Below are 25,491 nucleotides of genomic sequence, written 5' to 3'. Positions count from 1 at the left end.
TACATTCCATACAGAATAAGGTGCATATAAATTAACAAGTGATAGGTCAAGTGGAATCATATCGCTTTCTAAACTCCTCTCCACGCCTGCGCATTTCGGCAAATTCCTTTTGCGCTTCTTCTTCAAATGCTCTCTTTCGCTCAATAGCACGTTCAAAACCTGCAATGAGTTCTTCTCTTGTTTTTCCCTTACATGTCATCATATTCTTCCTTTATTACATTTCAAAAATATATTTTTATTTTTACATCGCCAAACAAATAGGCATTAAACGCCCAATAATCGTTTGATTGTATACCCTGTTTGTAGCCTCTTATATCATGAAGAAAAGACAAGTCAGGTATCTACCTTTCACTATAAGGATTAATAAGAGTAATAAACCATCTTCAACATAAACAACATTGCTTTACTTATTTTAGAAAATGTCAATAGAATAATTGAAAGCTCTTACTATATAATCCCTACCTATCATTATTTTTAGGTACTGCTTATTTGGTTAGTAGTGCACTCTATCAATATCTGTCTAAAGCATATCATGTAAAATACTTAATTTTGAGTATTTTTTGAATTTAGAAAAAAATCTACCTTTGCACCGAATTAAATAAATAATATATCATATGATTTTTTCCGTATTTAAACATTCTTTTGGAATAGGCTTACTGCTCTGAAACTATTCAGCAATAGTTATTTTAAGAATATCTAAACATTAAAATATATAATATTAATATGAAAAAATTTTACTTGTTATTTGTAGGGCTTGCTTTACAGGCTAATTTATGGGCACAAGAACACCCCTTTCGCATTGAATTGGGCTTAAACTATCCGATAACATTACGTGCAATGGGAATGAAAGAGAGTCATATAGGCATGTATGTAGAGGGAAAATATCGTTTTAATGAAAGCCCTTTACGTGTAAATTTAAAACTCAGTTATGAGAGTTATTCTATAGTACAGAAACAATATGCCAATTCCCCATTCAATGGGCGTTCACTGGTTGTACTCCCATCACTACACTATTGTTTTCCACTTTCTCAAAAGATGTTATTCTATGCAGGTGCAGGTGCAGGTGTAACTTTTGATAATCAAGGTACAGGCGTCTTCAATGAGGGTGAAAGAACTCATTTTTTGTGCGCTCCACAAGCAGGCATTGAATTATTTAAGCATTTAGGAGTAACTGCCCAATATAGCATTACACAAAAAGATTTCAATCGTTTAGTCTTAGGAATAGGCTATATTTTTTAAACGCTGATTTGCTCTATAGCAAATCAGTATAGAAGTAAAGGATATAAAAGGAAAGCTATTCACTGCCCATTAGTGAGTAGCTTTCTCCTTAATATGCAGCATTATCTCTAATCTTCATTTATAAGTTTTGAACCATAGATGTTTAAACTTACAAGAAGCTAACACGCAACACGCACTCCCTCAGCACTGTTTCGTGCACCATTCCACACCATCTTCCCCTTTAAAATGAAGCCAAGCGCATGTCACCTTTTTCCAAATAGGCTTGATGAAAGGCGAAAGCCGCAGCTAAACAATGGGGCTCGTGCCCTCTACCGGCCATCTTTAAATAGTCTCTTAACAACGGACGATAGTCGGGATGCGCACAATTTTCGATAATTTCCTGTGCTCTTCGCAACGGACCTTTACAGCGAAGATCGGCCACACCCTGCTCGGTTACGATGGCATCCACATCATGTTCGGTGGAATCAACATGGCTACACATGGGCACAATGGTGCTCACTCGGCCACCCTTCATCGTACTTGGCATCGTGAAAATGCTCAAATAACCATTCCGTTCATAGTCACACGACCCGCCAATGCCATTCATTAACTGACTACCACACACGTGACTGGAGTTCTCATGCCCATAAATGTCACACTCCATAGCCGTGTTCATGGCAATAACGCCAAGCCTTCGGATTACTTCGGGCGAATTACTAATCTCACTTGGACGAATAACTACGTGACGATAGAAATAATCCATGTTGGCATAAATATCCTGAAGCGTCTCGTTAGTCACCGTCAACGACGAACAACTGGCATCGATAATCTTGCCGTTTTTCATGTGTTTGATGACCGCATCCTGCACCACTTCGGTATAAACCGAAAAGTTTGGAATGGCCGGATGATGGCCTAAAGCCTCCAAAACAGCATTGCTGATGACGCCTACACCACTCTGAACGGGCAGAAACTCCTTGGGAAGCAACCCCCGTTTAAGGTCAGAAACCAAGAAATCGGCCACATGATGCCCCATTTGCTGCGTCACCTCGTCGACGGGTTTAAAGCATCTGGCTTCCTCGGGAATGCAACATTCCACCACACCCACAATCTTATTGCAGTCAATTTCAACAAACTCTTTGCCGATTCTGTCGCCCACATGATTAATCATAATGGGCAAACGATGGGGGCAACGCGCCGGTTCATAGACATCATGCAGCAGCCCCGACTGCGGACTATGAAAGGTGTTGAGCTCTAAAATCACATGTTTGGCCAAACGAACAATCGTGGGCACCACGCCACCCGCACTCGTTAAATAGGCCCGACAGGTGCTTCCGGCCTGCATATAGCCACTCACTTCGATAATAGCCCAATCGATTTTGCCATAGAAGCCGCGCCGCAAACGCTCGGCAACATGGCCCAAGTGCATGTCCTCAAAATCGATTTCGCCGGCATTGGTGTGCTCCCTAAAGTCCTTGTTGGTAGAAAAAGGCGTCCGAAACTTGATGCCATTGCAGCGCGCCATGTCGCCCTCTACGCTCTGACCTGTAGAGGCTCCGGTGATGATTCCTACCTGAAACGGACGCCCTGCACAATGTTCGGCTTGGCAACGTTTCGACAACTCACGAAAAACAGCTTTAGGAACACCGTTCGGAGTGAAACCCGATAAGGCCAAAGCGTCATCGTGTTGAATCAATGCTGCAGCTTCTGCTGCTGTTAACCTCGTGTAATTCATCACTTTGCTTAGGTTGATTTGCAACAAAGATACCATTAATTTTAAAAACAACAAGCTTTCTTTCGCTTTTTATTTTGCCTTTTTTCGCATCTCATTTTTATCGTTATGATATTCTTTTACAAACGCCTCTTCATAACTTCTCCATTTAAAACTTTAAAACCTTTCATTGCATTTACGCCAAAGACAGAACCTTTTAATAAACCTCTTATAATCAAGTTGTTAAGCATCGCGCCTGCTTTTATCAGAAGTTTCTTGCTCAAAAATAGGCCAAAATGAGTTTATATGCCTACATTTTTAGTGCAAAAAAGCCTCAAAATCCATCCTTTTTGCCGCAAAAAACAATAGCTTTTATCGTGCAAAACAATAGCTTTTACACCATCATGCAATAGGAATAACGAAACAAACCCACACAAAATGCCTAAAAATAATTGTTTTTTAGCATGCTCTTTTCTATTTCAATCTTTTTCGATAGCCCTCTTTTTGGTATACAATCTTTACAAAATAAAAATGCAACTAACTGCTCAACCACCCACTAAAAAATGGCTACCGCGCCCCAAGTTTCATCGTTCTGTCGCCCAAGAAACAAAAGTTAAATATTTGGGCATGTAGGAATTTGTTCGTAACTTTGCAGCGATAATAATAAGATTGTATAACTATTGTGGAAAAATTTGGCTGCTTGCAACCACATAAAAAAATGCTAAAACTGCAAAATCCCCCTTTAGATTTTACGGTTAACAAGCGTTTTTCCACGTTTAAAAAGTAATGGAAAAATGAGTTATTTATTTTCATCCGAGTCGGTTTCCGAAGGACATCCCGACAAAGTTTCTGACCAAATCTCAGACGCTATCTTAGACCAGTTCCTGGCTTATGATGCAAATGCCCATTGCGCGGTAGAGACTTTCTGCACCACCGGGCAAGTGATTATCATGGGAGAAGTGCGCTCACAAGAGTACATCGACCTGCAAACAATAGCCCGAGAAACCATCAAAAAGATTGGATATACAAAGGCCGAATATCAGTTTGATGGCAATTCGTGTGGCATTCTCACCGCCATTCACGAGCAAAGCGACGACATCAACCGTGGTGTTAGCCGTGAAGAAGACGAGCAACAAGGTGCCGGCGACCAAGGAATGATGTTCGGATATGCGTCCAATGAGACTGACAACTATATGCCTGTTTCATTAGAATTGGCACATGTTTTGATGAGCACTTTAGCCGAAATTCGCAAAGAAGGCCGGCAAATGACCTATCTACGCCCCGACAGTAAGAGCCAGGTGACGATTGAATACAACGACAACAACGAACCCGTTCGCATCACCGACATCGTGATTAGCACCCAACATGATGAATTTTCAAAGGATGATGAAGCGATGTTGGCACAGATAAAAGCCGACGTCATCAACACGCTCATCCCACGAACAAAGGCCAAACTCAGCGAAAAGGTGCTGCGACTCTTCAACGATGACATCGTCTATCACGTGAATCCGACAGGAAAATTTGTCATTGGTGGGCCTCATGGCGACACGGGTTTGACAGGAAGAAAGATTATTGTTGATACCTATGGCGGCAAAGGTGCACATGGTGGTGGTGCCTTTTCGGGTAAAGATCCATCCAAAGTCGACCGCTCTGCGGCCTACGCTGCACGCCACATTGCCAAGAATATGGTAGCAGCTGGCGTGGCCGATGAGATGCTTTTGCAACTGGCTTATGCCATTGGCGAGGCGCAACCTGTGAGTGTTTATGTCAACACCTACGGCAGAAGTCACGTCAACTTGACGGATGGTGAGATTGCCAACAAGATTAAATCGATGTTCAATCTCACCCCAAAAGCCATCGAACGCAACCTGAAATTGCGCCAACCGATGTATGTAGAGACGGCAGCATACGGCCACATGGGACGCGAAAACAAAGTGGTAAAGAAAACTTTCACCAGTCGTTATCACGAAACAAAGACGCTCGATGTGGAATTGTTTACTTGGGAAAAGCTCGACCTTGTAGACCAAATCAAGAAAGCATTTAAACTATAATTCAACACAAGAGCAGGGTGGATGGGCACGACTATCCACCCTCTCGCACCACAAAATGAGGCAAATAGAGGACTCCATTGCACGAAACGAAGCCGGCATTGACGGCCTTCAGCAAGTGATCAAGGCACAACAACCGTTGACACCTGCACAGGTTTTGAGCAAATTGCCGAAGGATGCTACGCCCGAACAGCAAGATTCTGCCATTCAGGCACAGATTAAACCTTCGGAAATCACCTGGAGCAACCGCCCCGATACCCTGCATCTGCCCGGACAATCGCCTGGGAAAAGCTGGCGCGATGTGACGCTCCCGAAATACTATAAGGAGTCGTTTTTCTCGCAATCGCCGCTCTTTCACCCCGAACAACCGGGTGGAAGAATTGGCTTTGCGGGCGATCCTATCCCCTATACGCTGGCGGGTGACAACGTGGTGACAAGCATTTTAATCGGTTGTTTTATGCTTGGAGCCATTGCATTCACACGCTCAAAAGACTTTATTACACGGCAAACAAAGAATTTTTTTCATATTCAACGCGCCGGAACAACCGAAATATCCGAGACGGCAAGCGAACTGCGTTTGCAGTTTTTCCTGATGCTTCAAACGAGTCTGCAACTGGCTTTGCTCTATTTTCTCTATATAAAAGCAACCGTAAGCGACACGTTTATCGTTGAACAATATCAAGTGATTGGTTGTTTTGCAGCAGTCATCTTCGCCTATTTCATCCTGAAAATACCACTTTATAGCTTGGTGAATGCAACCTTTTTTGATAAGAAAAAAAATCAACAATGGCTGAAATCCTATCTCGTTCTCACATCGGTTGAAGGACTTCTCATTTATCCTGCAATTCTATTGGTCACTTATTTTGATTTCCAATTAGAATATGCCATGTCCTATACGTTATCCATAATTGCGTTAGGCAAATTGCTATCATTCTACAAGACCTACCTCATCTTTTTCAAACAGAATGGTAATTTTCTGCAAAATATTTTGTACTTTTGTGCCCTTGAAACCATGCCTCTCATAGGATTATGGGGATTTTTGGTGATGATAAGTAGTTTTTTGAAAATAAATTTTTAAGACATCGATGATTAAAAAGATACTGGTTTCTCAGCCAAAGCCTGCAAGCGATAAATCACCTTATTATGACATCGCAAAAGAACATAATATAGAAATGGTGTTTCGCCCATTCTTTAAGGTTGAAGGTATCACTACAAAAGAATTCAAACAGCAAAAGATTAATCTCTTAAATTATACGGCTGTTGTCTTCACTTCGCGCCATGCTATCGACAATTACTTCAAACTTGCGAAAGAAATGCGCATCACAATTCCTGAGGACATGAAATATTTTTGCCTGATAGAGACCATTGCTTTATACATTCAAAAATATGTTCAATATCGCAAACGCAAAGTCTTCTTCGGCACAAGTGGAAAGATTGAGGGCTTGATTCCTTTAATGCAAAAGCATAAACAAGAACGCTATTTGGTGCCACAAAGCAGTGTTCACAACGATGATATTAAGAATTTGCTCGATGCAAAGAAGCTGAAACACGATGAATGTGTGATGTATAGCACCGTAAGCAACGACTTTTCGGAAGCCGAAAAAAAGAAATTCGATTATGATATGGTGGTGTTTTTCAGCCCAACAGGCGTAAAAGCACTCAAACAAAACTTCCCCGATTTCAAGCAAGGTGATATTAAAATTGCTGCATTTGGGCCTGCAACAGCCAAAGAAGTGGAAGCACAAGGCTTGAGAATTGATTTGGTTGCACCCTCGAAAGAGCATCCTTCGATGACTGCTGCACTGAAAAATTATCTCGAAAATCAACCCTAAAACTTCCTGAAAAGGAATTGACGATGGTCGAAAAGCCCTCGAACAGTTTCCCAAAACAAGAGCGCATTTGCAGTAAAAAGCTCATGGATAGGCTCTTTAATGGCAGAGAAAGCCATGCGATGTCGGCCTATCCCATCCGTGTAATCTATCGTTTTGAAACGCAAGAGGGGGGTGATGATGAACTTCCAAAGGCGCAAGTGCTGATGAGTGTGCCGAAAAAATGCTTCAAAAGGGCCGTGAAACGCAACCGAGTGAAACGGCAAATGAGAGAAGCTTATCGCTGCAATCGTCACCTACTTACGGCGCAAGTGCCCGAAAATAAAAGCGTCCTCATAGCCTTTGTATGGCTTGATGCCGCACTATATCCTACGAAAGAGGTGGCCGAAAAAATGAAAAATTTGTTACAACGAATAAGTGAAAAGCTATGAAAGTAATCCGAATCATAGCCCACTTCATCATGCAAATATTGGTAAAGATATTGCTTCTGCCCATCCTTTTCTATCAATATTGCATCTCACCCCTAACTCCTCCATCGTGTAGATTTACGCCTTCGTGCTCTGAATACGCCCGACAAGCACTGCTTAAACATGGTCCTTTCAAGGGATTGGCATTGGCTATATGGCGCATTCTCAGATGCAATCCTTGGGGAGGAAGCGGCTATGACCCCGTCCCTTAATCCATTTTCACTGCAAATAGATAACAGAAACATAACCCATGTGGCATCGACTATCGGCGATTTGCCACACCATAAAGAAATAAAGCACTATGATAAAGAATTTTGTTGAAGAGTTAAAATGGCGTGGAATGCTTGCACAAATCATGCCAGGCACAGAAGAATACCTACAAAAGAATAGGGTTTCAGCTTATTTAGGCACTGATCCTACTGCCGATTCACTACACATTGGCCACCTTTGTGGCATCATGATGTTGCGCCATTTGCAGCGTTGTGGTCACAAACCCTATTTGCTTATTGGTGGCGCTACGGGCATGATTGGCGACCCATCCGGCAAGAATCAGGAGCGCAATTTGCTCGATTCCGCCACGCTTTATCATAACCAAGAGGCCATAAAGAAGCAGGTATCAAGGTTCCTTTCCTTTGATAGTGAAGAGCCAAATAAGGCTGAAATGGTCAATAATTACGACTGGATGAAGGACTTTTCTTTCCTCGATTTCGCCCGAGAAGTGGGCAAACACATCACCGTTAACTACATGATGGCGAAAGAATCTGTGCAGAAACGACTCAATGGAGAGGCACGAGATGGCTTGTCATTCACTGAATTTACCTACCAACTTTTACAGGGATATGACTTCCTTTATCAATACCAACACTACGGAGTTAGGCTGCAATTAGGGGGTAATGACCAGTGGGGTAACATGACAACGGGTACTGAATTAATCCGCAGAACCTTAGGAAATGATGCCGAAGCCTATTGCCTTACCTGTCCATTAATTACCAAAGCAGATGGCAAAAAGTTTGGAAAGACCGAACAAGGCAATATTTGGTTGGACAGAAACCGCACCACTCCCTACGCCTTTTACCAATTCTGGCTCAACGTTAGTGATAGCGATGCCGAACGTTATATCAAGATATTCACCGATCTTGACAAAGAAACGATCGATGCTTTGGTAGCAGAACACGCACAAGATCCAGGCAGAAGAGTGCTGCAAAAGCGCTTAGCTGAGGAAGTAACCACCATGGTTCATTCCAAAGAAGACCTTGAAATGGCCATTGCTGCCAGCAACATTCTCTTCGGAAAAGCAACAAAAGAGAGCCTCGAACAGCTCGATGAAGCCACCCTTAACGATGTCTTTAAAGACGTACCCCATTATGAAATCGACCGCAACCAGTTGGGATTGCCGGCCATTGACCTCCTCAATCAAGACGGAATGGACATCTTTCCCAGCAAAAGTGAAATGAGAAAGCTCGTTAAAGGCGGTGGCGTGAGCTTGAATAAAGAGAAACTTGAGACCTTCGACCGCATCATTTCTGCCGATGATCTCATCGATGGTAAGTACTTATTGGTGCAGCGTGGCAAGAAAAATTATTACCTGTTAAGCGTTAAGTAATCGCAAAAAAATTTGGTAGTAGCTAAAAAAACTATTACCTTCGCAGCCGAATTCGTCTTGAATTCACTCATCGTTTTGTCCTATGGTGTAATGGTAGCACTACAGTTTTTGGTTCTGTCAGCGGTGGTTCGAGTCCGCCTGGGACAACGTTCATTTAGAGATTTGCCTTGAAAGTGAAATGCTTTCAAGGCATTTTTCGTATCATTCATTACCCATTTCATAGCGCTTCATCTCCCATAATAAAGTGAAACGAGCACTAAATAATATAAAAAATACAAACCATCTTATCTTATTATTCTTTAATTTTCTTTAGTTTTGCTCCATATAATCCATCGTATAACCCCTCATTCATATCAAAAATGAAAATCGATCAAAAAGAAATCATCAAAATTTGTATTGTAATTGTAGCAGGTATTGCCGCTATTATGTGCTGTCATCAACTGAGCAATGGTCTCCAATACTTCAGAAAAGGCACAAATAAAATACAGGTTACGGGCATGGCCGAAAAGCAAATTACGAGCGATCTTATCGTTTGGAACATCACAGTTAACGGCGAAGCGAGTAGCCGAGGCGAAGCTTATCAAGAGTTTAATCACTCAAGTCGCGCCATCAAACAATATCTCAGCGCCAATAACATCCCCGATTCGGCCATCACAACCAATAGCGTTAGCATCGAAAAACTGACCAAAAGTTTCTATGATTCGCAGTCAGAACGCTATATAGAAGTTGATAATGGCTACCGCGTTACGCAGAATGTATCGGTTAGTTCGCACGATTTAAACACCGTAGAGCGCGTTTATCAAAAGATTTCTGCACTTTATAGCCGCGGAATTAACTTCAGTAGCAACGACCCGCTCTACTACTATACCCGTTTAAACGACCTCAAAATGGAATTACTCCACAACGCAAGTCTCGACGCTTACAAGCGAGCTGAGACCATAGCAGAGGGATGTAATGCCAAAGTTGGCGCGTTACAATCGTCGTCTATGGGCGTTTTTCAAATCGTAGGTCTTGACAGTAGTGAAGATTATAGCTGGGGAGGAACCTTCAATACCACCGACAAAGAAAAGAAAGCCAGCATCACTATTCGTGCAGTTTACACGCCACGCTAAGAGAGAAAACCACGTTTATAGAAACATTTACAAATATTTGGTAAGCGCATAAAAAAGCGTTACCTTTGCAAAGCTTTTCATTGCTTGTCCTATGGTGTAATGGTAGCACTACAGTTTTTGGTTCTGTCAGCGGTGGTTCGAGTCCGCCTGGGACAACATTCTAACAGCCGTTAAGCGTCGTTCTGCGATGTTTAACGGCTTTTTTTATGCGCCTTTCTTTCTTCTATCACTGCCTTTACACGTCCAATGATTGTCGCTTCATCCAACAAATTCATACACGCGTAATCGCCACGAAAGCATGGTTTGTTTCCAAAAATGCTGCAAGGACGGCACGATAAATCCATTTGAACCGCATTTTCCATGCGCTGATGCCACCCCATAAAGCCTGCATAAGGATGGGTTGCACCCCAAATGCTCACCACAGGCGTGCCCACTAACGAAGCAAAGTGCATGTTGCCGCTATCCATACTCACCATAACATCTAAATGACTCATCAGGATAAGCTCTTCCTTCAGCTCGTTTAACAAGCGCGAAGCATTCGTAACTTCAGGAACACGCGCTGCAAATTCATCTAATTTTCGCAACTCATCTTCACCCCCACCAAACAAGAATATCCGCACATGTGCATCATCTGCTATCAATTTCTCTATCACATGCTGCATCTTTTCCCAGGGATACATCTTTCCTTTGTGTGCCGCAAAAGGAGCAACACCAATCCACTTCTCGCCCTCTTCCTTTGCTTCGATGCGCGAAAGCAGCACTGAAAAGTCGCCACCTTCTGACGGAAACAGCGACATAAAATCATATTTTATAGGATAACCCAACTGCTTTAACACCTCAGCATAGTTATCAAATGATGTAGGAAGCGGCTTTAAAACCTTCTGTTCACGTGCGGTAAGCTGCTGCCGTTCATGCCGATGTTTATTGATAGAAGCAACGGGAACACCACTTAACCAAAAGCGATAGCGCAACAATTTAGACCGAAGTACATCATGAAAATCAGCCACTCCCGAGAATTGTTTGGCTTGAAGACGTTTCGAAAGCTTGCGCAATCCCAACAAACCCTTATACTCATGCTTCAAATCGGCACCCATAAAACTCACGTTAGGCGCTAAACCTTTGAAGAAAGCACCTGCAAAAGGCCTGCTCAACACCGTGATATGCAGTTTGGGATACTGCTTTGCCAAGGCCGAAATAATAGGCACTGTCATCGCAACATCGCCCATTGCCGAGAACCGTATGATTAAAAGATGTTCCATGGAAAGAAAAAATTAAAACATGATGGTTGATGGCTTACAATGCTGTTACAACACTATTTCTTATAAAGCACAGGGTTGGTGTCGGCATCATTATACATTTTCATCTGCCGATACACCTTCATATAGATTTTTCCTGCAGCAATATCTGCCAGTAACTGATCAATTGCCAAACTCAAATCTTTTTGCTGTTCGAGCAGAATTTGCAATTTAGCTTCGCATTTTGCAACATGTTCCGGGGTAGCATCCTTTCGTAAAGTCTCCTCTTTCATGTGATAAATTTTCAACGCTAAAATGCTTAATCGGTCAATAGCCCACGCAGGACTTTCGGTGTTCAATCGCGCATTGTCCAGCACATGCACCGCTTTATAGCGCGTTCTAAAGTAAGAATCAATCTGTTCCACCAAGTCAGTGCGCTCCTGATTGCTTTTATCTATCCTGCGTTTCAATGCCAATGCTGCAACAGGGTCGATGTGAGGATCACGGATAATGTCTTCAAAATGCCACTGCACCGTGTCAATCCAGCATTTCAAATACAATCGGTTTTCGATGCTTCCTTTCTCAAACGGGTTCTGAATCGGTGCATCAATATCGTCGTTTACATGATAATCATGAATCGCACGATTAAAAATTTCATTGCAATGTTTGGTAAATGACATACGATTTTCTATTGATTGGTTCCTCACAAAAGTAATTCTTTTTTCTTAACCCACCAATATTTATGCACAATATGTGTGGATAAACCTGTGGAAAAGGCCATGATAACATGTGCTAAAAGCAGCACACAATCCACAACCTGCCTATTCGTTTACACAAAAAGTGGATTTCCACACCTCAATACTCCGTTTATCCTTTCAAAATCCACACTGCTGTTTGCTTCATTTTTATGTACACATTCGCCTTTCCCATCTTTCAAAAATTTGTGGAAAAAACAACTATCTCATTTAAAATCAAGTTGAAGATATCAAAAAGCGAGTGGATAAAAACCTTGGAAAGGTGGATACGCAAAGCATAAAATAAGTACCCTTTTTTTATCCACATATCCACAATCATTCTTTTTATTCTTATCTTTTTCTTTTTTAAAATATAGAGAAAAATAAAAAGAAGTGGCGTTGAAAACATCATTTTATAGTACATCGTTTTATTTTACAAATGCCTTCGCCAGATTCTTGTATCTGAAAAGAAAAAGCAAGTGAGCAGAAATACGCTACGTATGATGCGTTTTACTAATTCTTTCATTATCAAATCGTTACATTTTCGAAGGCATATTTTTCGCATAAAAAGTGTAAAAAAAGCGATATTTTGGGCACGATAATCGTTTATTTTACTTGTAAAATAAGGCATAAAGTCGCTGTGTTTTGTTTGTAAAGTGGCCCACTTTATCACGCCATCTCATAGAAATCAATCCCGAAAGCAAATGAAAAGCGGGTATAAAGGGTTATGTTTGAGATTTTAATGGCTATTTCATTGTTTTTGAAGGACTTACTTTTTAATCAAATTTTTTTACAATATTTTCTTCATTTATGCTTTTCTATGGAAGAAAATATGCCATCTATATCCTCTTTTTTCGTCGCTCATGTGTTGGGAAATAATGGCGTTTTATACATTCGAGTAAACGCTTCATACGCACATTGACTGGTGGTAGATTTAGGAACTCCCATCCATAAAATTTTGTGAAATCTTAAAAATGTTGGGTTCTAATGAGTACATTCTTAGATTTTTTCTATTATCTTTGTGCAAGTCATTCAGCACATTCTTGAAAAGCAAAACAAAATGTATGAAGCGGCGATGCTGCATTTTTCATTCCGCAGAGAAAAAAAATAGGGTGGAAAAATGTGAGTTGCTGTTCTTCTGAAACCTATTGAAACGCATGTAATAAAGTAGGGATTGTTGCCTCTTTTTGAGTGGGTTTGCTGCATGAATAGACGTATTTTAAATAGAAAAAGAAAGTAGAATAAAAACAAATACAAACTTTAAAAAAGTACAAAGTCTATGGAAAAGAGATTGATTGTAGGCATTGGTGAGGCGCTTTGGGATATACTTCCCGAAGGAGCTAAGCTGGGAGGAGCACCTTCTAACTTTGCTTTTCACACCCATCAGTTTGGTTTTGACGCGATGGCCATCAGTGCATTGGGAAATGATGTGTTGGGCGATCAGACGCGAAAAGAACTCGATGCCGCAGAATTGGAATATGAAATGCCCATTGTTCCCTATCCAACGGGCACCGTACAGGTGGAACTTGATGACGAAGGTGTGCCCACTTACAATATTAAGGAGAATGTGGCTTGGGATAATATTCCCTTTACACCCGAGATAGAAGCAGCTGCAAAACGGGCTTGTGCAGTGTGTTTCGGCACATTGGCACAGCGCAATGACGTGTCGAGAGCCACCATTCAGCAGTTTCTTTCGACGACAGGTAAAGAGTGTTTGAAGATTTTTGATATCAATCTTCGGCAGACTTTTTACACCAAAGAAATTATCAAAGAATCATTACAAGCATGTGATGTTCTGAAGATTAACGATGAAGAGCTCATTACTATCGGTCGTCTTTTTGGGTATCCCGGCTTGGATATAGAGGATAAGTGTTGGCTTATCTTGGGTAAATACAACCTGAAAATGTTGATTTTAACCTGTGGTGTGAATGGAAGTTACGTGTTTGCGCCGGCTGCTAAATCATTCGTTGAGACACCAACGGTTGATGTTGTTGACACAGTTGGTGCGGGAGATAGCTTTACAGCAGCCTTTACTGCCGCCATTCTTTCAGGTGAAACCATTGAGAAGGCCCATCAGTTTGCTGTCGAAGTGAGCGCTTATGTGTGCACAAAAAATGGTGCTACGCCCACTTTGCCTAAGCAATTTACGGAGAAATTAGTACAAAAATAAATCAATTCTGGTAAGTTTTTTCTGTTAAAAGATTATTTTTTAGAACCGAATGCGGGCAGGTTGTGATAATCTGTCCGTATTTTTTATAAGTGTTTCAATATCATTTAAGCTCCCTTCAAAGGGTCCATTATGTTCTAATTTCAAGGTACACATGGCCGAAGCAAACCGACCTGCCTCTTGAAAGGTAGCACCTTGGCTACGCATGTAGAGGTAACCGGTGGAATAAGTGTCGCCACATCCCGTGGCATCGACAATCTTTTGCGGGGGATAGGCTGGGATTTCGTAGTATGTTTTGTCGGCATAAATGAGGCTACCATAGCTGCCTAAGGTGATGATGACTTCGCGAATGCCATAAGAAGCCAACTTCTCGGCTACGGTTTTCGGATTGTTTAGTTGCATAATGGCACGCATTTCGTGCTCGTTAAGCTTCATCATATCAACATAAGGAAGCACGGCATCCATGTCTTTCCAGTCCACAGCATACACCTTTTCGCCACGCACTTCGCGCAAATAGCCTTGTACATCAATCGAAATGCGTCCTTTCTGCGAGAGATATTTCACGATTTCCGGCGAAAAATCATCTGCTAAAAGCGAACCTAAATGAAATACTTCGGCTTGCAAAGGTTTCATCTCTTCTATCGTAAAAGGGTCGGCTTTGGCCAATACACGCTGTGTACGTTGGTCGGAATCAAGGCCATAATGGTTCTCAAAAAATACGCTATGCCGACTCGAATAGCTGAGCACATTGATATTCATTTGGCGCAAACGGTCGACTTCTTCCTGCGATTCTTGCCCTATTTTTGTAACCAATTGAAAGGGAAAATCGGGCGAAAGATGGTGCATACCATGCGCCATATAGAAAGAAGTTCCACCTGCCATGTCGATGGTTTGTTGTGGAGTGATGATCCGATCTCGGGTAATATGCCCGATACAACATATTTTATTCATCGTTACTGTCTGCCATTCCATTCATCAATCGCTTTGCAAATGCAGCATCATTCGCGTAAAACCATTTGCATCCTACGATAGGTATGTTTGCAAAGATATAAAAAAAAGCGTAATAAGAAAACAAATATTATATTTTTTGTTTTCGCAAATCATGAAATGATATTTTGGCATTAAACCCCTAAAGATACATAATAAATTGTATATTGTCCGTTGGTTATCTTAACTTTTTAGTACCTTTGCCTATTCAAAGAGCAAGGTAATGAGTAAGAAGCAAATTCTTTTGATTAACGACATGGCAGGTTATGGCAAGGTAGCTACTGCGGCAATGCTTCCCATTCTGTCGTATTTTGGTCATCCAACTTATAATCTTCCCACAGCATTAGTATCCAATACGCTCGACTATGGGCAATTCAATATCTTGGATACCACGGCATATATCAAAGGAGTTTTCCCCGTTTGGAAGGCTTTAGGCTTTCATTTTGATGCCATTGCTACCGGCTTTATTGTGAGCGAAGAGCAAGCTTTACTCATCTCAAACTATTGCCAATTACAGGCCATGCAGGGCACAACGATTTATGTTGACCCTATTATGGGCGATGAAGGAAAGCTCTATAATGGCATCAGTCCTGCCACTATCGACCACATGCGCAAACTCATTGCAGTGGCACATCTATGCTATCCCAACTATACCGAGGCCTGTTATCTCACCAATCACCCGTATGATGCAGGTGGAGTTGACTTGAAAACAGCCTATGAACTGGTGGATAAATTGTGCGAGATGGGTTCAAAATCGGCCGTTATCACAAGTATAAAAGTGAATGAAACGCCTGCTGTCGTGGGCTATGATGCTGCACATGACGAGCATTTTATGTTGAGTTACGAAGAAGTGCCCGTGCATTTTCCGGGCACAGGCGACATCTTTTCGGCCATTCTCATCAGTCATTTACTCAACGATATGCCCCTGAAGTTGGCCACAGCTAAGGCTATGTCGGGCGTTTATCGGCTCATAGAAGCCAATAAAAACAATGAAGATAAGAAGCGAGGTATTCCTCTTGAACAATATTTAAGCATACTTTAGCGTTATGGACTGGTTAAACAACCTTTTCAATATACACTCTTCCATTCAAACCATTGTGGTTATTTCGCTCATCATTGCCGGTGGTTTGGCTTTTGGAAAAATCAAAATCATGGGCGTTTCGTTGGGCATTTCCTTCGTATTCTTCGTTGGAATTCTGGCGGGTCACATGGGGTTTAGCGTCGATTCGGTGGTGCTTGATTATGTGGAAACCTTTGGATTGTCGATGTTTGTCTATTGTTTAGGGTTGCATGTTGGTCCCAACTTCTTTGGATCTTTACGGCATGAAGGGATGCAACAAAACGTTTGGAGCCTCATTATTATTATTGCAGGAACGCTCTTTTCCTTGTTGCTTATTCCGTTAACCGGCATTAACTTGCCCAATATGGTGGGCATTTTGTGTGGTGCAACCACCAATACTCCTGCCTTAGGTGCTGCAACTCAAGCCTTAGAACATGTGGGATTGCCCAGTGGAACCGTGGCACTTGCCACCGCAGTTACCTATCCTTTGGGTGTATTGGGTGTGATTATTGTGATGGTTGTTTTGCGCAAATACTGTGTAAAGCCCGAGCATTTAACACCCCAAAGCAACGACAATCACGACCACACTTATATTGCACAGTTTGAAGTAGTGAACCCCGCTGTGGGGCATAAGCGTATTGCTGACATCTCACACATGACGCATTTAAAGTTCATTATCTCTCGCATTTGGCGCAATAGTCAGGTGATTTTGCCCACAGGCGACACCGTTTTAGAGCCCAATGACAGCCTTTTAGTGGTGACCAATCGTGAGGATGAACCTGCAATGGAAATGCTTTTCGGTAGGCGGGTGAATAAAGATTGGAATAAAGATGCTATTGATTGGAACCACATTGACACACAGTTAGAGAGCCGAATTTTAGTGCTTACGCGGGGTGAACTCAATGGAAAACGTCTCGGAGATCTGCATCTTCGCAACTCTTATAATGTGAATGTGTCGCGCGTTATCCGCGGAGATTTGAAACTTTTAGCAACGCGTGACCTCAGACTTCAGTATGGAGATCGCATCACTGTGGTGGGACAACATGAGGATATTAACCACGTAGAGAGTTATTTTGGCAACTCTATTCGCGTGTTGAATGAACCCAATATCGGCAGCATCTTTATCGGAATTATCGTGGGTTTGGCTATAGGAATCATTCCAATTCAATTACCCGGCATGGAAAGTTCTGTGCGATTGGGCATTGCCGGTGGGCCTATTATTATGGGAATTATCGTAGGTGCACTCGGACCTAAGCTCAAACTCAATTCCTATACCACAGTTTCGGCTTCACTCATGCTGCGCAAATTGGGACTAAGTCTGTATTTAGCGTGCTTGGGTTTGGATGCCGGTAAGCATTTTTTCAGCACGGTTGTGCAACCACAAGGTTTGATATGGGTGGGCGTAGGCTTCTTGGTTACAGTCGTTCCACTGCTTGTTGTGGGGTTGATAGCTTTGCGTCTGCGCAAGTTTGACTTCGGAACACTCTGTGGCATTCTTTGTGGAAGCATGGCCAACCCCATGGCTTTGGGCTATGCCAACGACACGATTCAAGGCGATTCGCCCAGCATTAGCTATGCTTCGGTTTATCCTTTGGGCATGTTTTTGCGGGTCATCATCGCCCAGGTGCTGATTATGTTTGTAGCTTCTTGAAAGAGCTTGTCCCACAAGGAGTTAGTATTCGTATAGAAAAGTGGGCCTTTTTAGTCAACAATACGGCCTACTTTGCACAGCAATATAGTGCATTTTTCAGGGCAATATCGCACACTTTTTAAAACAATAGCACATCAATATGGCAATACAAGATAAAGGGCTTACGCCCATGATGAAGCAATTTTTCTCAATGAAGGCAAAGCATCCCGATGCCCTCATGTTGTTTCGTTGTGGCGATTTCTATGAGACATACGGCGAAGATGCCGTGGTTGCTGCGGGCATTTTGGGCATCACGCTCACCAAACGCAACAACAGTGCCGAAAATTCTATAGAGATGGCGGGCTTTCCCCATCATGCTTTAGACACCTATCTGCCGAAATTGATTCGGGCAGGTAAGCGGGTTGCCATCTGCGATCAGTTGGAAGACCCTAAGAAAAAGCGCGAGGAAATTAAAGGAAAGAAAGGACTTTCGCAAACCGACAAGATGGTGAAGCGCGGTATTACCGAATTGGTGACACCTGGAATTGCCATCAGCGACAACATCTTGAACAATAAAGAAAACAACTTTTTGGCAGCGGTTCAGTTTGGAAAGGCAGCTTGTGGCGTGAGTTTCTTGGATATTTCGACGGGCGAATTCCTCACGGGTGAGGGGTCGTATGACTATGTTGAGAAGCTGTTGGCTAATTTTTCGCCGAAGGAAGTGCTCTATAACCGTGAGCGAAGAGCCGACTTTCAGCGTTATTTTGGCACCAAACTCTGTGTGTTTGAGATGGAGGATTGGGTGTTCACGGAGCAGAATTCGCGACAGAAACTCCTGAAACATTTCGGCACAAAGTCGCTGAAAGGCTTTGGCGTTGAACACTTAAAAGAGGGCATTATTGCCAGTGGTTCCATTCTGCAATACTTGGAAATGACGGAACATACGCACATTAATCACATCACATCGCTGGCGCGTTTAGAGGCCGATAAATATGTGCGGATGGACCGATTTACTATTCGTTCGTTGGAATTATTGGCGCCGATGCAGGAAGAAGGGCGCTCGTTGCTCTCGGTTATCGACCGCACTGTGACACCAATGGGAGGGCGCATGTTGCGTCGTTGGCTGGTGTTTCCGTTAAAAGAGGTGGTGCCTATCGACGAAAGATTGGATATGGTGGATTATTTTTTCAAGGATCTTAATTTTCAATCTACCGTTGATGAACAGCTCCATCGCATGGGAGACTTGGAGCGAATTGCATCAAAAATCGCTGTAGGGAGGGTCACTCCGCGCGAAATGGTGCAATTGAAATGGGCGCTATCGGCGTTGAAACCCATTCAAGAAGCGTGTCTTTCGGCCGACAATGCGGTGATTCAGCGCATGGGAAAACAGTTGCATCTGTGTGAGCATGTGCGTGATAGAATTGAGAAAGAAATACAGAACGATCCGCCACAGTTGGTGAATAAGGGCGATGTTATAGCCGATGGTTTTAATGCAGAGTTGGATGATTTGCGTGCCATCAGTCGCAATAGCAAAGACTATTTGTTGAAATTGCAGGCGAAAGAAGCCGAGCAAACGGGCATCAATAGCCTGAAGATTGGTTTCAATAATGTGTTTGGTTACTATTTGGAAGTGCGTAACACATTCAAGAAAAATGTGCCCGAAACGTGGATTAGAAAGCAGACATTGGCGCAAGCCGAACGCTATATCACCCCCGAATTGAAGGAATATGAAGAGAAAATTCTGGGGGCAGAAGAGAAGATTTTAGCGTTGGAAGCCAAGCTCTTTAACGAACTTATTCTGGCCGTTCAAGATGATATACCGCGTATTCAGGCCGATGCCAATCTCTTAGCGCAATTAGATGTGCTGTTGGGTTTTGCCAAAATAGCGCGCGAAAACCATTATATTCGCCCCATTATCCATGACGATAATGTATTAAAGATTGTGCAAGGACGTCATCCTGTGATAGAAACGCAGTTGCCATTGGGTGAGGTTTATGTGCCCAACGATGTGACATTGGACAGCGATAAGCAACAAATTATGATGATAACGGGGCCCAATATGGCCGGTAAATCGGCGTTGCTCAGGCAAACAGCACTCATTGTTTTGATGGCGCAAGTGGGCTGTTTTGTGCCGGCAGAGCGTGCAGAAATAGGTCTTGTTGACAAGATATTTACGCGCGTTGGCGCCAGTGATAACCTGTCATTAGGCGAATCTACGTTCATGGTTGAGATGACTGAGGCGGCCAATATATTGAATAATGTGTCGCCAAGGAGTTTGGTTCTCTTCGATGAATTGGGCAGAGGTACGAGCACTTACGATGGAATTAGCATCGCATGGGCCATTGTTGAGTATCTTCATGAGCAGCCAAAGGCACGTGCCCGCACGCTTTTTGCCACGCATTATCATGAACTGAATGAGATGGAGAAGCATTTTTCGCGCATTAAAAACTATAATGTGAGTGTGAAAAATGTGGATGGAAAGGTGATATTCTTGCGCAAACTGCAACGTGGAGGCAGTGAACATAGCTTTGGAATTCATGTGGCAGAGATTGCCGGAATGCCCCGTTCTATTGTGAAACGTGCCAACACTGTGTTGAAAGAATTGGAGCAAGATAATGCCGAAGTGGGTGCTGCTGCCAAGCCAAATACGGCCAAAATAGCAGCACATCGCGAAGGAATGGAGCTGAGTTTCTTTCAATTAGACGACCCTATCTTGACGCAAATACGTGATGAAATATTAGAGCTTGATGTGAATAATCTCACCCCTGTCGAGGCATTGAATAAGCTCAATGAAATCAAGAAGATATTAACGGGGAAGAATGCGTAAATCTTTCGTTTGAAATTCAGAAACTATCTAATATATAAACAACTGATATATGGACAACAATTTAGACCAATCAAAAGATTTTTTGTTTTATTCTTCCAATGATGGGAGAATAAAAGTGCAGGTCATAGTAGATGGCGTTAATGACACTATTTTGACAACACAGAAAGGAATGTCAGAGATATTTGGGGTAGATGTCCGTACAATTAGTTACCATTTAAAATCTATTTTCCAAAGTAAAGAGCTGATTGAAGAAGCAGTTATCCAAAAAAATTGGATAACTGCAAGTGATGGTAAGCGCTATTTAACATCAATATATAATCTTGATGCTATTATTGCCGTTGGCTATCGTGTTAATAGTTTCCGCGCAACTCAATTCCGTATTTGGGCAACATCTATATTAAAGGAGTATCTTATCAAAGGGTTTGCATTAGATGATGAAAGGTTAAAGCAAGGTAATCATCTATTTGGGAAAGACTTTTTCAAAGAACTTGTAGAACGAATTCAGGAGATAAGGGCTTCTGAACGAATGTTCTATGATAAAATCACAGACATATTTAAGGATTGTAGCATAGACTATGACCCTAAATCTCTCATATCTCGCAAATTTTATGCTGCGATACAAAATAAGTTTCATTATGCAATTCACCAGCATACTGCGGCAGAAATATTATGCGAACGTGCTGATTCTTCCAAGCCATATATGGGTTTGACAAATTGGAAAAGTCAGAAAAAAGGAGGGAAAATCTATAAGTCTGATGTGATTAAAGCAAAGAATTATCTATCAGAAGATGAAATAAAGAGTCTCAATCGTCTTGTTAATATGTTTCTTGATTACGCTGAACATTTGGCAGAAAAGGGCAAAGGAGAATATAAGATGGCGGACTGGGCCAAGCGTCTTGAGATGTTTCTTAACTTTAATGAATATCCTGTGCTTACAAATGCGGGAAAAGTTAAGGCAGATATTGCCAAGCATTTTGCAGAAACAGAGTATGATAAATTTAGAGTTATTCAAGATAGAGAATATGAATCTGATTTCAATCGATTGATAGAAGCAAGCCACAATGGGCTACCAACAGAAGAAAGAAATGGTTAAACAAAAATATTTTTCCACATTCAATCTGTCATTTAAACAAGCAAAAGACTTTAACTTCAAGTCAAATAGAAAAGATTTTAATATCAATAATATGCGATAAAGAAAGCATTATCAGTTCTTTTTCAATCTATATAAAGAAGTATAAAATGTATATAGTCATTTAATTTTAAATATATTCATAACCTATGAAGCAAATCATTGCCACACTATCGTTGCTGGTTTTGCCGGCAACCGTGACATTCGCAACACCGTTTTTTCCGGTGAAGCACGTGAAAGATTCGACAGAAGTGAAACAAAATGCCGATTCAACAAAATTGAAACCTGACGCAAAAGATGCTAAAAAGGTCGAGAAAAAAGAAGACGAATATGAGAAACTTCTGAAGAAAGGCGGCTCTTTTCAGCAGGGATTATTCAACGTTCGACACATAGAAAAGGACTGGTATTTTGAAATTCCAGAGGCAGCATTATCGCGTTTATTCCTTGCTGTGACGCGTTTTGTGTCGGTTCCTGAAGGTTTTCCTCAGCTGAGTGGTGAGGAAGTAAACAGCAATACGCTTTATTTTGAGCGCTATGATGACAAGACATTGTTGGTGCGTTCGTGGGCACATACCCAGAAAGCCGATGCAAAAGACAATATATCGGCATTGATAAAGAAGTCGACTATCGACCCCATTGTGTTTAAATTTGATATCATTGGCACCGACAAGCAAACGAAAACGATGCTCGTTAACGTGACAAAGCTCTTCAAAAGTGACAACACCATTTCGGCTTTTTCGCAGCAAGCGCGCACTCAACTCAAGGTGAGTGGCTTGCAAGACGACCGCACTTTTATCGACACCATCAAGACTTTCCCCATCAATATCGAGGTGTCGACCCTGCGAACCTATTCAAGTAATCCCGAAAGGACGTTGGCTTCGCAGAAAGGTTTCCTTACGTTGAGCCTCAACACCAGCATTGTTGAACTGCCAGAAACACCCATGCAGCCGCGTTTAGCCGACGAACGTGTGGGCTATTTCAACAAGCGTTTGGTGACATTCAGCGACAGAGAAACCAGCAAGCACGATGCCATCGTTTCGCGTTATCGCTTGGTTCCGAAGGATAAAAAGGCTTATGCGAGCGGCAAACTCGTCGAACCCGAGCAGCAAATTGTTTACTATATCGACCCTGCCACGCCAAAAGAGTGGGTGCCTTATCTCATTCAGGGCATCAATGACTGGAACAAAGCATTTGAAGCCGCAGGATTTAAGAATGCCATTGTAGGCAAAGAGGTGCCCGAAGGCAGCAACATCAGTCCCGACGATGCGCGCTATTCGTTCCTGCGTTATTTGCCTTCAGAGCAAGAAAACGCATACGGTCCGCGCATTGTTGACCCAAGAAGCGGCGAAATTATGGAGAGTCACATCTGCTGGTACCACAATGTGATGAACCTTTTGACCAAATGGTATATGACACAGTGTGGCCCTTTGGACAAAGGTGCACAGCAAATGAAGTTTGATAAGCGGCTCATGGGCGAGCTGATTCGCTTTGTTTCGAGTCATGAAGTGGGTCACACTCTGGGGCTACGTCACAACATGGTGGCCAGTCATTCCACGCCCGTTGAGAAGCTACGCGACAAGGCTTGGGTAGAGAAACACGGTCATACGGCCAGCATCATGGACTATGCGCGCTTCAATTATGTGGCACAACCCGAAGATCATATCAGCGAAAAAGGACTTTTTCCGCGCATCAACGACTATGATATGTGGGCCATTAAATGGGGTTATCAGTATCGTCCGGAGTTTAAAGATGAGTTCACCGAGAAGCAAGCCCTGCGCAGTGAGGTGACAAAGGTGCTCACAGCCGACCACCGTTTGCGCTACAAAGGTGACGAAGGGCGTGGACTTGACCCGCGTTCGCAGACCGAAGATTTGGGCGATAACAACATGGTGGCCAACGAATATGGCATTAAGAATCTCAAAAGGGTGATGCAAAACATTGAAAAATGGACGGCACAACCCGATGGACAAACCGATGATTTGAGCATGATTTATCGGGCAGTGTTGGGACAATTCCAACGCTATACGGGACATGTGCAACGCTATATCAACGGCGAATACAGCGATAACTGGCCCTCTGAGCGGCAAAACGACATCGTTCCGGCAGTACTTCAGAAAGAAGCTGTGGCGTGGTTGGGTCGGCATGTGTTCCAGTTGCCCACTTGGTTGTATCCACAATCCGTCACACAGAAGTTGAATATTGACATGGATGAGCCCGAAGTAAATCGTGCAAATGGCTTTTTGTCGTTCTTATTAGCGTCCACAACGATTAACAATAACATTAGCAACAGTTTGAAAGCCTCGCAGCCTTATCCCACCGAAGTCTATCTCAATGATGTGTTTTCTGCCGTGTGGAAGCCCATCAATGCAGCCGATAAGCACGACAGTAATTTCCGTCGTAGCGTTGAAAATCAGTATGTTTCGCTGTTGGGAACGCTCATCAATGTGGATAATGTAGCGAAGGGTGAGAAAGCGAAAGCTGTGCAAGCCGATGTCATTCTCTATGCTTTACAACATTTAAATAAGGTGGAAAGCTATTGCATGCAGCAGCAAAAGGCACTCCAAGGCGGCGACATCAATGCTTTGCATTACAGCAATTTGCTCACCAAAATCAAGCGTATTCGCAAGCAATATGAAAAGGCAGAATAGCCATTGAGGGGGCATTTTACCGATACATCTGAATGTTTTTAGACTGAAAAAGCATAGCTGTGGTTCGCCATCGCTATGCTTTTTTTGTAAAACAAATTCCTCATAACCTTTTCATCGTTTCTCTTTTCGTTTCTAAAAGAAATTTTTTTCCCCCGCAAAAGCTATCGTTTTATGGGATAATATGCACCATATTGCGCGGTAATTGGTAGTGTCTAAAAAAGTGTGTAAGCTCACCATAATTCTTATCTTTGCATTAAGTAATAAAAAACAACAAGAATATGGAACTTACACAAGGACAAATTTCGGAAATTATTTCGAATTACACAAGTAGCAGTGAAGGTTTTGTCACACTTCAATCGTTGATTATGAATTCTTTGATGGCCCACGAGCGCGAATTATTCGTCAAAGCGAATAAGAATGAGCAATGCAATGGCTTTCGTCCTCGCCGTTGGTATTGTAAGGGCTATACGTTCGTCTTGCGCATACCACGTAGCCGTAGCGGCAATTTCTATCCCGTACTTTTAGGGATTATTCGTAGCGAATGTGAAGAGCGTGCCGCCTTGGTTTATCAACTTTATACCAAGGGACTCACCACCGAGCAGATTAGTGAGGTGATAGAAACGGTTTATGGTCGGGCTTATAGCAAACAGCAAATCTCTTACTTGGCCAACAGTTGTCGGGAAGACGTTGAAGCATGGCTCAATCGTCGACTCTCAGCCCACTATCTGGCTATCTATATTGATGCCACCTTTATCGCTACCCGAAGGGATCAGCAAGTATCCAAGGAAGCCTACTATACCATACTGGGCGTGTTGGAGGACGGAAGTCGGGAAGTGCTTACCATTGTCAATTATCCAACCGAAGGTGCATTATGCTGGAAAGAAGTGCTTAACAGTTTGAAAGAGCGAGGGGTTGAGCAGATTGATTTAGTGATATCTGATGCCCTTCAAGGCATTGAAAACGCCGTATGTTCGGCTTTTCCGCAAGCAGCCCATCAATTTTGTGTTGCCCATGTCAAACGGCAGATATTAAACAGTGTCTCACATAAAGACAAACCCATAGTTAATCAAGAACTCAATGAAGTATTCA

At 42.5% G+C, this 25,491-nt stretch carries 20 protein-coding genes and 2 tRNA genes; 17 read left to right on the top strand and 5 right to left on the bottom strand.

All coding sequences use genetic code 11. The features are described 5' to 3' along the window. Positions 1 to 46 precede the first annotated feature (46 nt). Positions 47 to 202, bottom strand: coding sequence for a hypothetical protein (locus tag HMPREF9431_RS06915; RefSeq protein ID WP_040561293.1), 156 nt, complete (start codon positions 200 to 202; stop codon positions 47 to 49). 521 nt (positions 203 to 723) lie between these two features. On the opposite strand from HMPREF9431_RS06915, the gene HMPREF9431_RS06910 reads away from it, so the two are divergent. After that, the gene (locus HMPREF9431_RS06910) at positions 724 to 1,239 is read left to right on the top strand and encodes an outer membrane beta-barrel protein (RefSeq protein WP_004380486.1); all 516 of its coding nucleotides are present in this window, start codon (positions 724 to 726) and stop codon (positions 1,237 to 1,239) included. Positions 1,240 to 1,459: 220 nt separating this feature from the next. Here HMPREF9431_RS06910 and HMPREF9431_RS06905 read toward each other — a convergent pair whose 3' ends face one another. After that, positions 1,460 to 2,950 carry an acetyl-CoA hydrolase/transferase C-terminal domain-containing protein gene (locus tag HMPREF9431_RS06905; RefSeq protein ID WP_040561411.1) on the bottom strand — a complete coding sequence of 497 codons (1,491 nt, stop codon included), beginning with the start codon at positions 2,948 to 2,950 and terminating at the stop codon, positions 1,460 to 1,462. A 770-nt stretch (positions 2,951 to 3,720) separates the two neighbouring features. Here HMPREF9431_RS06905 and metK point away from each other — a divergent pair. From metK to HMPREF9431_RS06865, 9 genes are all read left to right on the top strand, one after another. Further along, complete coding sequence (metK, locus tag HMPREF9431_RS06900; protein WP_004380483.1) at positions 3,721 to 4,977, top strand: methionine adenosyltransferase; 1,257 nt, start codon at positions 3,721 to 3,723, stop codon at positions 4,975 to 4,977. A gap of 55 nt (positions 4,978 to 5,032) precedes the next feature. After that, positions 5,033 to 6,052 (top strand): DUF4271 domain-containing protein, encoded by a 1,020-nt coding sequence (locus HMPREF9431_RS06895; RefSeq protein WP_004380482.1) that lies wholly within the window; start codon positions 5,033 to 5,035, stop codon positions 6,050 to 6,052. A gap of 7 nt (positions 6,053 to 6,059) precedes the next feature. Beyond that, positions 6,060 to 6,806 carry a uroporphyrinogen-III synthase gene (locus tag HMPREF9431_RS06890; protein ID WP_004380481.1) on the top strand — a complete coding sequence of 249 codons (747 nt, stop codon included), beginning with the start codon at positions 6,060 to 6,062 and terminating at the stop codon, positions 6,804 to 6,806. Between the two features lie 23 nt (positions 6,807 to 6,829). Further along, a complete protein-coding gene (rnpA, locus tag HMPREF9431_RS06885; protein ID WP_004380480.1) occupies positions 6,830 to 7,234 on the top strand; it encodes a ribonuclease P protein component in 405 nt (134 codons plus the stop codon). Beyond that, on the top strand, positions 7,231 to 7,482 hold the full coding sequence (gene yidD, locus HMPREF9431_RS12375) for a membrane protein insertion efficiency factor YidD (RefSeq protein WP_004380479.1): 252 nt from the start codon (positions 7,231 to 7,233) through the stop codon (positions 7,480 to 7,482). Before rnpA ends, yidD begins: the two co-directional genes overlap by 4 nt. 89 nt (positions 7,483 to 7,571) lie before the next feature. After that, a complete protein-coding gene (gene tyrS, locus HMPREF9431_RS06880) occupies positions 7,572 to 8,873 on the top strand; it encodes a tyrosine--tRNA ligase (RefSeq protein ID WP_004380478.1) in 1,302 nt (433 codons plus the stop codon). A gap of 76 nt (positions 8,874 to 8,949) precedes the next feature. Next, positions 8,950 to 9,020, top strand: a tRNA-Gln gene (locus tag HMPREF9431_RS06875). Positions 9,021 to 9,232: 212 nt separating this feature from the next. Next, positions 9,233 to 9,985 carry an SIMPL domain-containing protein gene (locus HMPREF9431_RS06870; RefSeq protein ID WP_004380477.1) on the top strand — a complete coding sequence of 251 codons (753 nt, stop codon included), beginning with the start codon at positions 9,233 to 9,235 and terminating at the stop codon, positions 9,983 to 9,985. Positions 9,986 to 10,070: 85 nt separating this feature from the next. After that, positions 10,071 to 10,141: transfer RNA gene (locus HMPREF9431_RS06865), tRNA-Gln, on the top strand. Positions 10,142 to 10,176: 35 nt separating this feature from the next. Here the strand turns inward: HMPREF9431_RS06865 and HMPREF9431_RS06860 are convergent. Together HMPREF9431_RS06860 and HMPREF9431_RS06855 are read right to left on the bottom strand one after the other, a co-directional pair. Further along, the gene (locus tag HMPREF9431_RS06860) at positions 10,177 to 11,244 is read right to left on the bottom strand and encodes a glycosyltransferase family 9 protein (RefSeq protein WP_004380476.1); all 1,068 of its coding nucleotides are present in this window, start codon (positions 11,242 to 11,244) and stop codon (positions 10,177 to 10,179) included. Between the two features lie 53 nt (positions 11,245 to 11,297). Continuing rightward, a complete protein-coding gene (locus tag HMPREF9431_RS06855) occupies positions 11,298 to 11,900 on the bottom strand; it encodes a DUF4254 domain-containing protein (protein ID WP_004380475.1) in 603 nt (200 codons plus the stop codon). Positions 11,901 to 13,233: 1,333 nt separating this feature from the next. Between HMPREF9431_RS06855 and HMPREF9431_RS06845 the strand changes: the two genes are divergently transcribed. Beyond that, positions 13,234 to 14,124, top strand: a complete 891-nt coding sequence (locus HMPREF9431_RS06845; protein WP_004380473.1) for a carbohydrate kinase family protein — start codon at positions 13,234 to 13,236, stop codon at positions 14,122 to 14,124. 39 nt (positions 14,125 to 14,163) lie between these two features. On the opposite strand, the gene HMPREF9431_RS06840 is transcribed toward HMPREF9431_RS06845, so the two are convergent. Then, entirely contained in the window at positions 14,164 to 15,072 is a 909-nt protein-coding gene (locus HMPREF9431_RS06840) for a PfkB family carbohydrate kinase (protein ID WP_050795639.1), read from the bottom strand. A gap of 259 nt (positions 15,073 to 15,331) precedes the next feature. On the opposite strand from HMPREF9431_RS06840, the gene HMPREF9431_RS06835 reads away from it, so the two are divergent. The 6 genes from HMPREF9431_RS06835 to HMPREF9431_RS06810 form a co-directional block, all read left to right on the top strand. Next, positions 15,332 to 16,150 (top strand): pyridoxamine kinase, encoded by an 819-nt coding sequence (locus HMPREF9431_RS06835; RefSeq protein ID WP_004380471.1) that lies wholly within the window; start codon positions 15,332 to 15,334, stop codon positions 16,148 to 16,150. A 4-nt stretch (positions 16,151 to 16,154) separates the two neighbouring features. Continuing rightward, on the top strand, positions 16,155 to 17,819 hold the full coding sequence (locus tag HMPREF9431_RS06830; protein WP_004380470.1) for a putative transporter: 1,665 nt from the start codon (positions 16,155 to 16,157) through the stop codon (positions 17,817 to 17,819). 139 nt (positions 17,820 to 17,958) lie between these two features. Further along, positions 17,959 to 20,625: a DNA mismatch repair protein MutS gene (mutS, locus tag HMPREF9431_RS06825; protein ID WP_004380468.1), complete on the top strand. Its 2,667-nt coding sequence runs from the start codon at positions 17,959 to 17,961 to the stop codon at positions 20,623 to 20,625. Positions 20,626 to 20,674: 49 nt separating this feature from the next. Next, positions 20,675 to 21,718 (top strand): virulence RhuM family protein, encoded by a 1,044-nt coding sequence (locus HMPREF9431_RS06820; RefSeq protein WP_004380467.1) that lies wholly within the window; start codon positions 20,675 to 20,677, stop codon positions 21,716 to 21,718. Positions 21,719 to 21,903: 185 nt separating this feature from the next. Then, complete coding sequence (locus HMPREF9431_RS06815) at positions 21,904 to 24,402, top strand: zinc-dependent metalloprotease (protein ID WP_004380463.1); 2,499 nt, start codon at positions 21,904 to 21,906, stop codon at positions 24,400 to 24,402. A 278-nt stretch (positions 24,403 to 24,680) separates the two neighbouring features. Then, on the top strand, positions 24,681 to 25,491 hold an 811-nt coding region (locus HMPREF9431_RS06810; protein ID WP_004380462.1), incomplete at its 3' end, for an IS256 family transposase.

It is taken from the genome of Segatella oulorum F0390 (assembly GCF_000224615.1).
GTDB lineage: Bacteria > Bacteroidota > Bacteroidia > Bacteroidales > Bacteroidaceae > Prevotella > Prevotella oulorum.
The sequence above is the reverse complement of the archived record's forward strand: the minus strand, read 5'-3'. Positions and strand labels throughout refer to the sequence as shown.

Coding starts and splice junctions, on each gene's coding strand:
- HMPREF9431_RS06910 (WP_004380486.1), top strand. CDS start 724: ATGAAAAAATTTTACTTGTTATTTGTAGGGCTTGCTTTACAGGCTAAT.
- HMPREF9431_RS06815 (WP_004380463.1), top strand. CDS start 21,904: ATGAAGCAAATCATTGCCACACTATCGTTGCTGGTTTTGCCGGCAACC.
- HMPREF9431_RS06860 (WP_004380476.1), bottom strand. CDS start 11,244: ATGGAACATCTTTTAATCATACGGTTCTCGGCAATGGGCGATGTTGCG.
- HMPREF9431_RS06890 (WP_004380481.1), top strand. CDS start 6,060: ATGATTAAAAAGATACTGGTTTCTCAGCCAAAGCCTGCAAGCGATAAA.
- yidD (WP_004380479.1), top strand. CDS start 7,231: ATGAAAGTAATCCGAATCATAGCCCACTTCATCATGCAAATATTGGTA.
- mutS (WP_004380468.1), top strand. CDS start 17,959: ATGGCAATACAAGATAAAGGGCTTACGCCCATGATGAAGCAATTTTTC.
- HMPREF9431_RS06905 (WP_040561411.1), bottom strand. CDS start 2,950: ATGAATTACACGAGGTTAACAGCAGCAGAAGCTGCAGCATTGATTCAA.
- HMPREF9431_RS06855 (WP_004380475.1), bottom strand. CDS start 11,900: ATGTCATTTACCAAACATTGCAATGAAATTTTTAATCGTGCGATTCAT.
- HMPREF9431_RS06835 (WP_004380471.1), top strand. CDS start 15,332: ATGAGTAAGAAGCAAATTCTTTTGATTAACGACATGGCAGGTTATGGC.
- HMPREF9431_RS06845 (WP_004380473.1), top strand. CDS start 13,234: ATGGAAAAGAGATTGATTGTAGGCATTGGTGAGGCGCTTTGGGATATA.
- HMPREF9431_RS06915 (WP_040561293.1), bottom strand. CDS start 202: ATGATGACATGTAAGGGAAAAACAAGAGAAGAACTCATTGCAGGTTTT.
- tyrS (WP_004380478.1), top strand. CDS start 7,572: ATGATAAAGAATTTTGTTGAAGAGTTAAAATGGCGTGGAATGCTTGCA.
- HMPREF9431_RS06870 (WP_004380477.1), top strand. CDS start 9,233: ATGAAAATCGATCAAAAAGAAATCATCAAAATTTGTATTGTAATTGTA.
- rnpA (WP_004380480.1), top strand. CDS start 6,830: ATGGTCGAAAAGCCCTCGAACAGTTTCCCAAAACAAGAGCGCATTTGC.
- HMPREF9431_RS06830 (WP_004380470.1), top strand. CDS start 16,155: ATGGACTGGTTAAACAACCTTTTCAATATACACTCTTCCATTCAAACC.
- metK (WP_004380483.1), top strand. CDS start 3,721: ATGAGTTATTTATTTTCATCCGAGTCGGTTTCCGAAGGACATCCCGAC.
- HMPREF9431_RS06840 (WP_050795639.1), bottom strand. CDS start 15,072: ATGAATAAAATATGTTGTATCGGGCATATTACCCGAGATCGGATCATC.
- HMPREF9431_RS06895 (WP_004380482.1), top strand. CDS start 5,033: ATGAGGCAAATAGAGGACTCCATTGCACGAAACGAAGCCGGCATTGAC.
- HMPREF9431_RS06820 (WP_004380467.1), top strand. CDS start 20,675: ATGGACAACAATTTAGACCAATCAAAAGATTTTTTGTTTTATTCTTCC.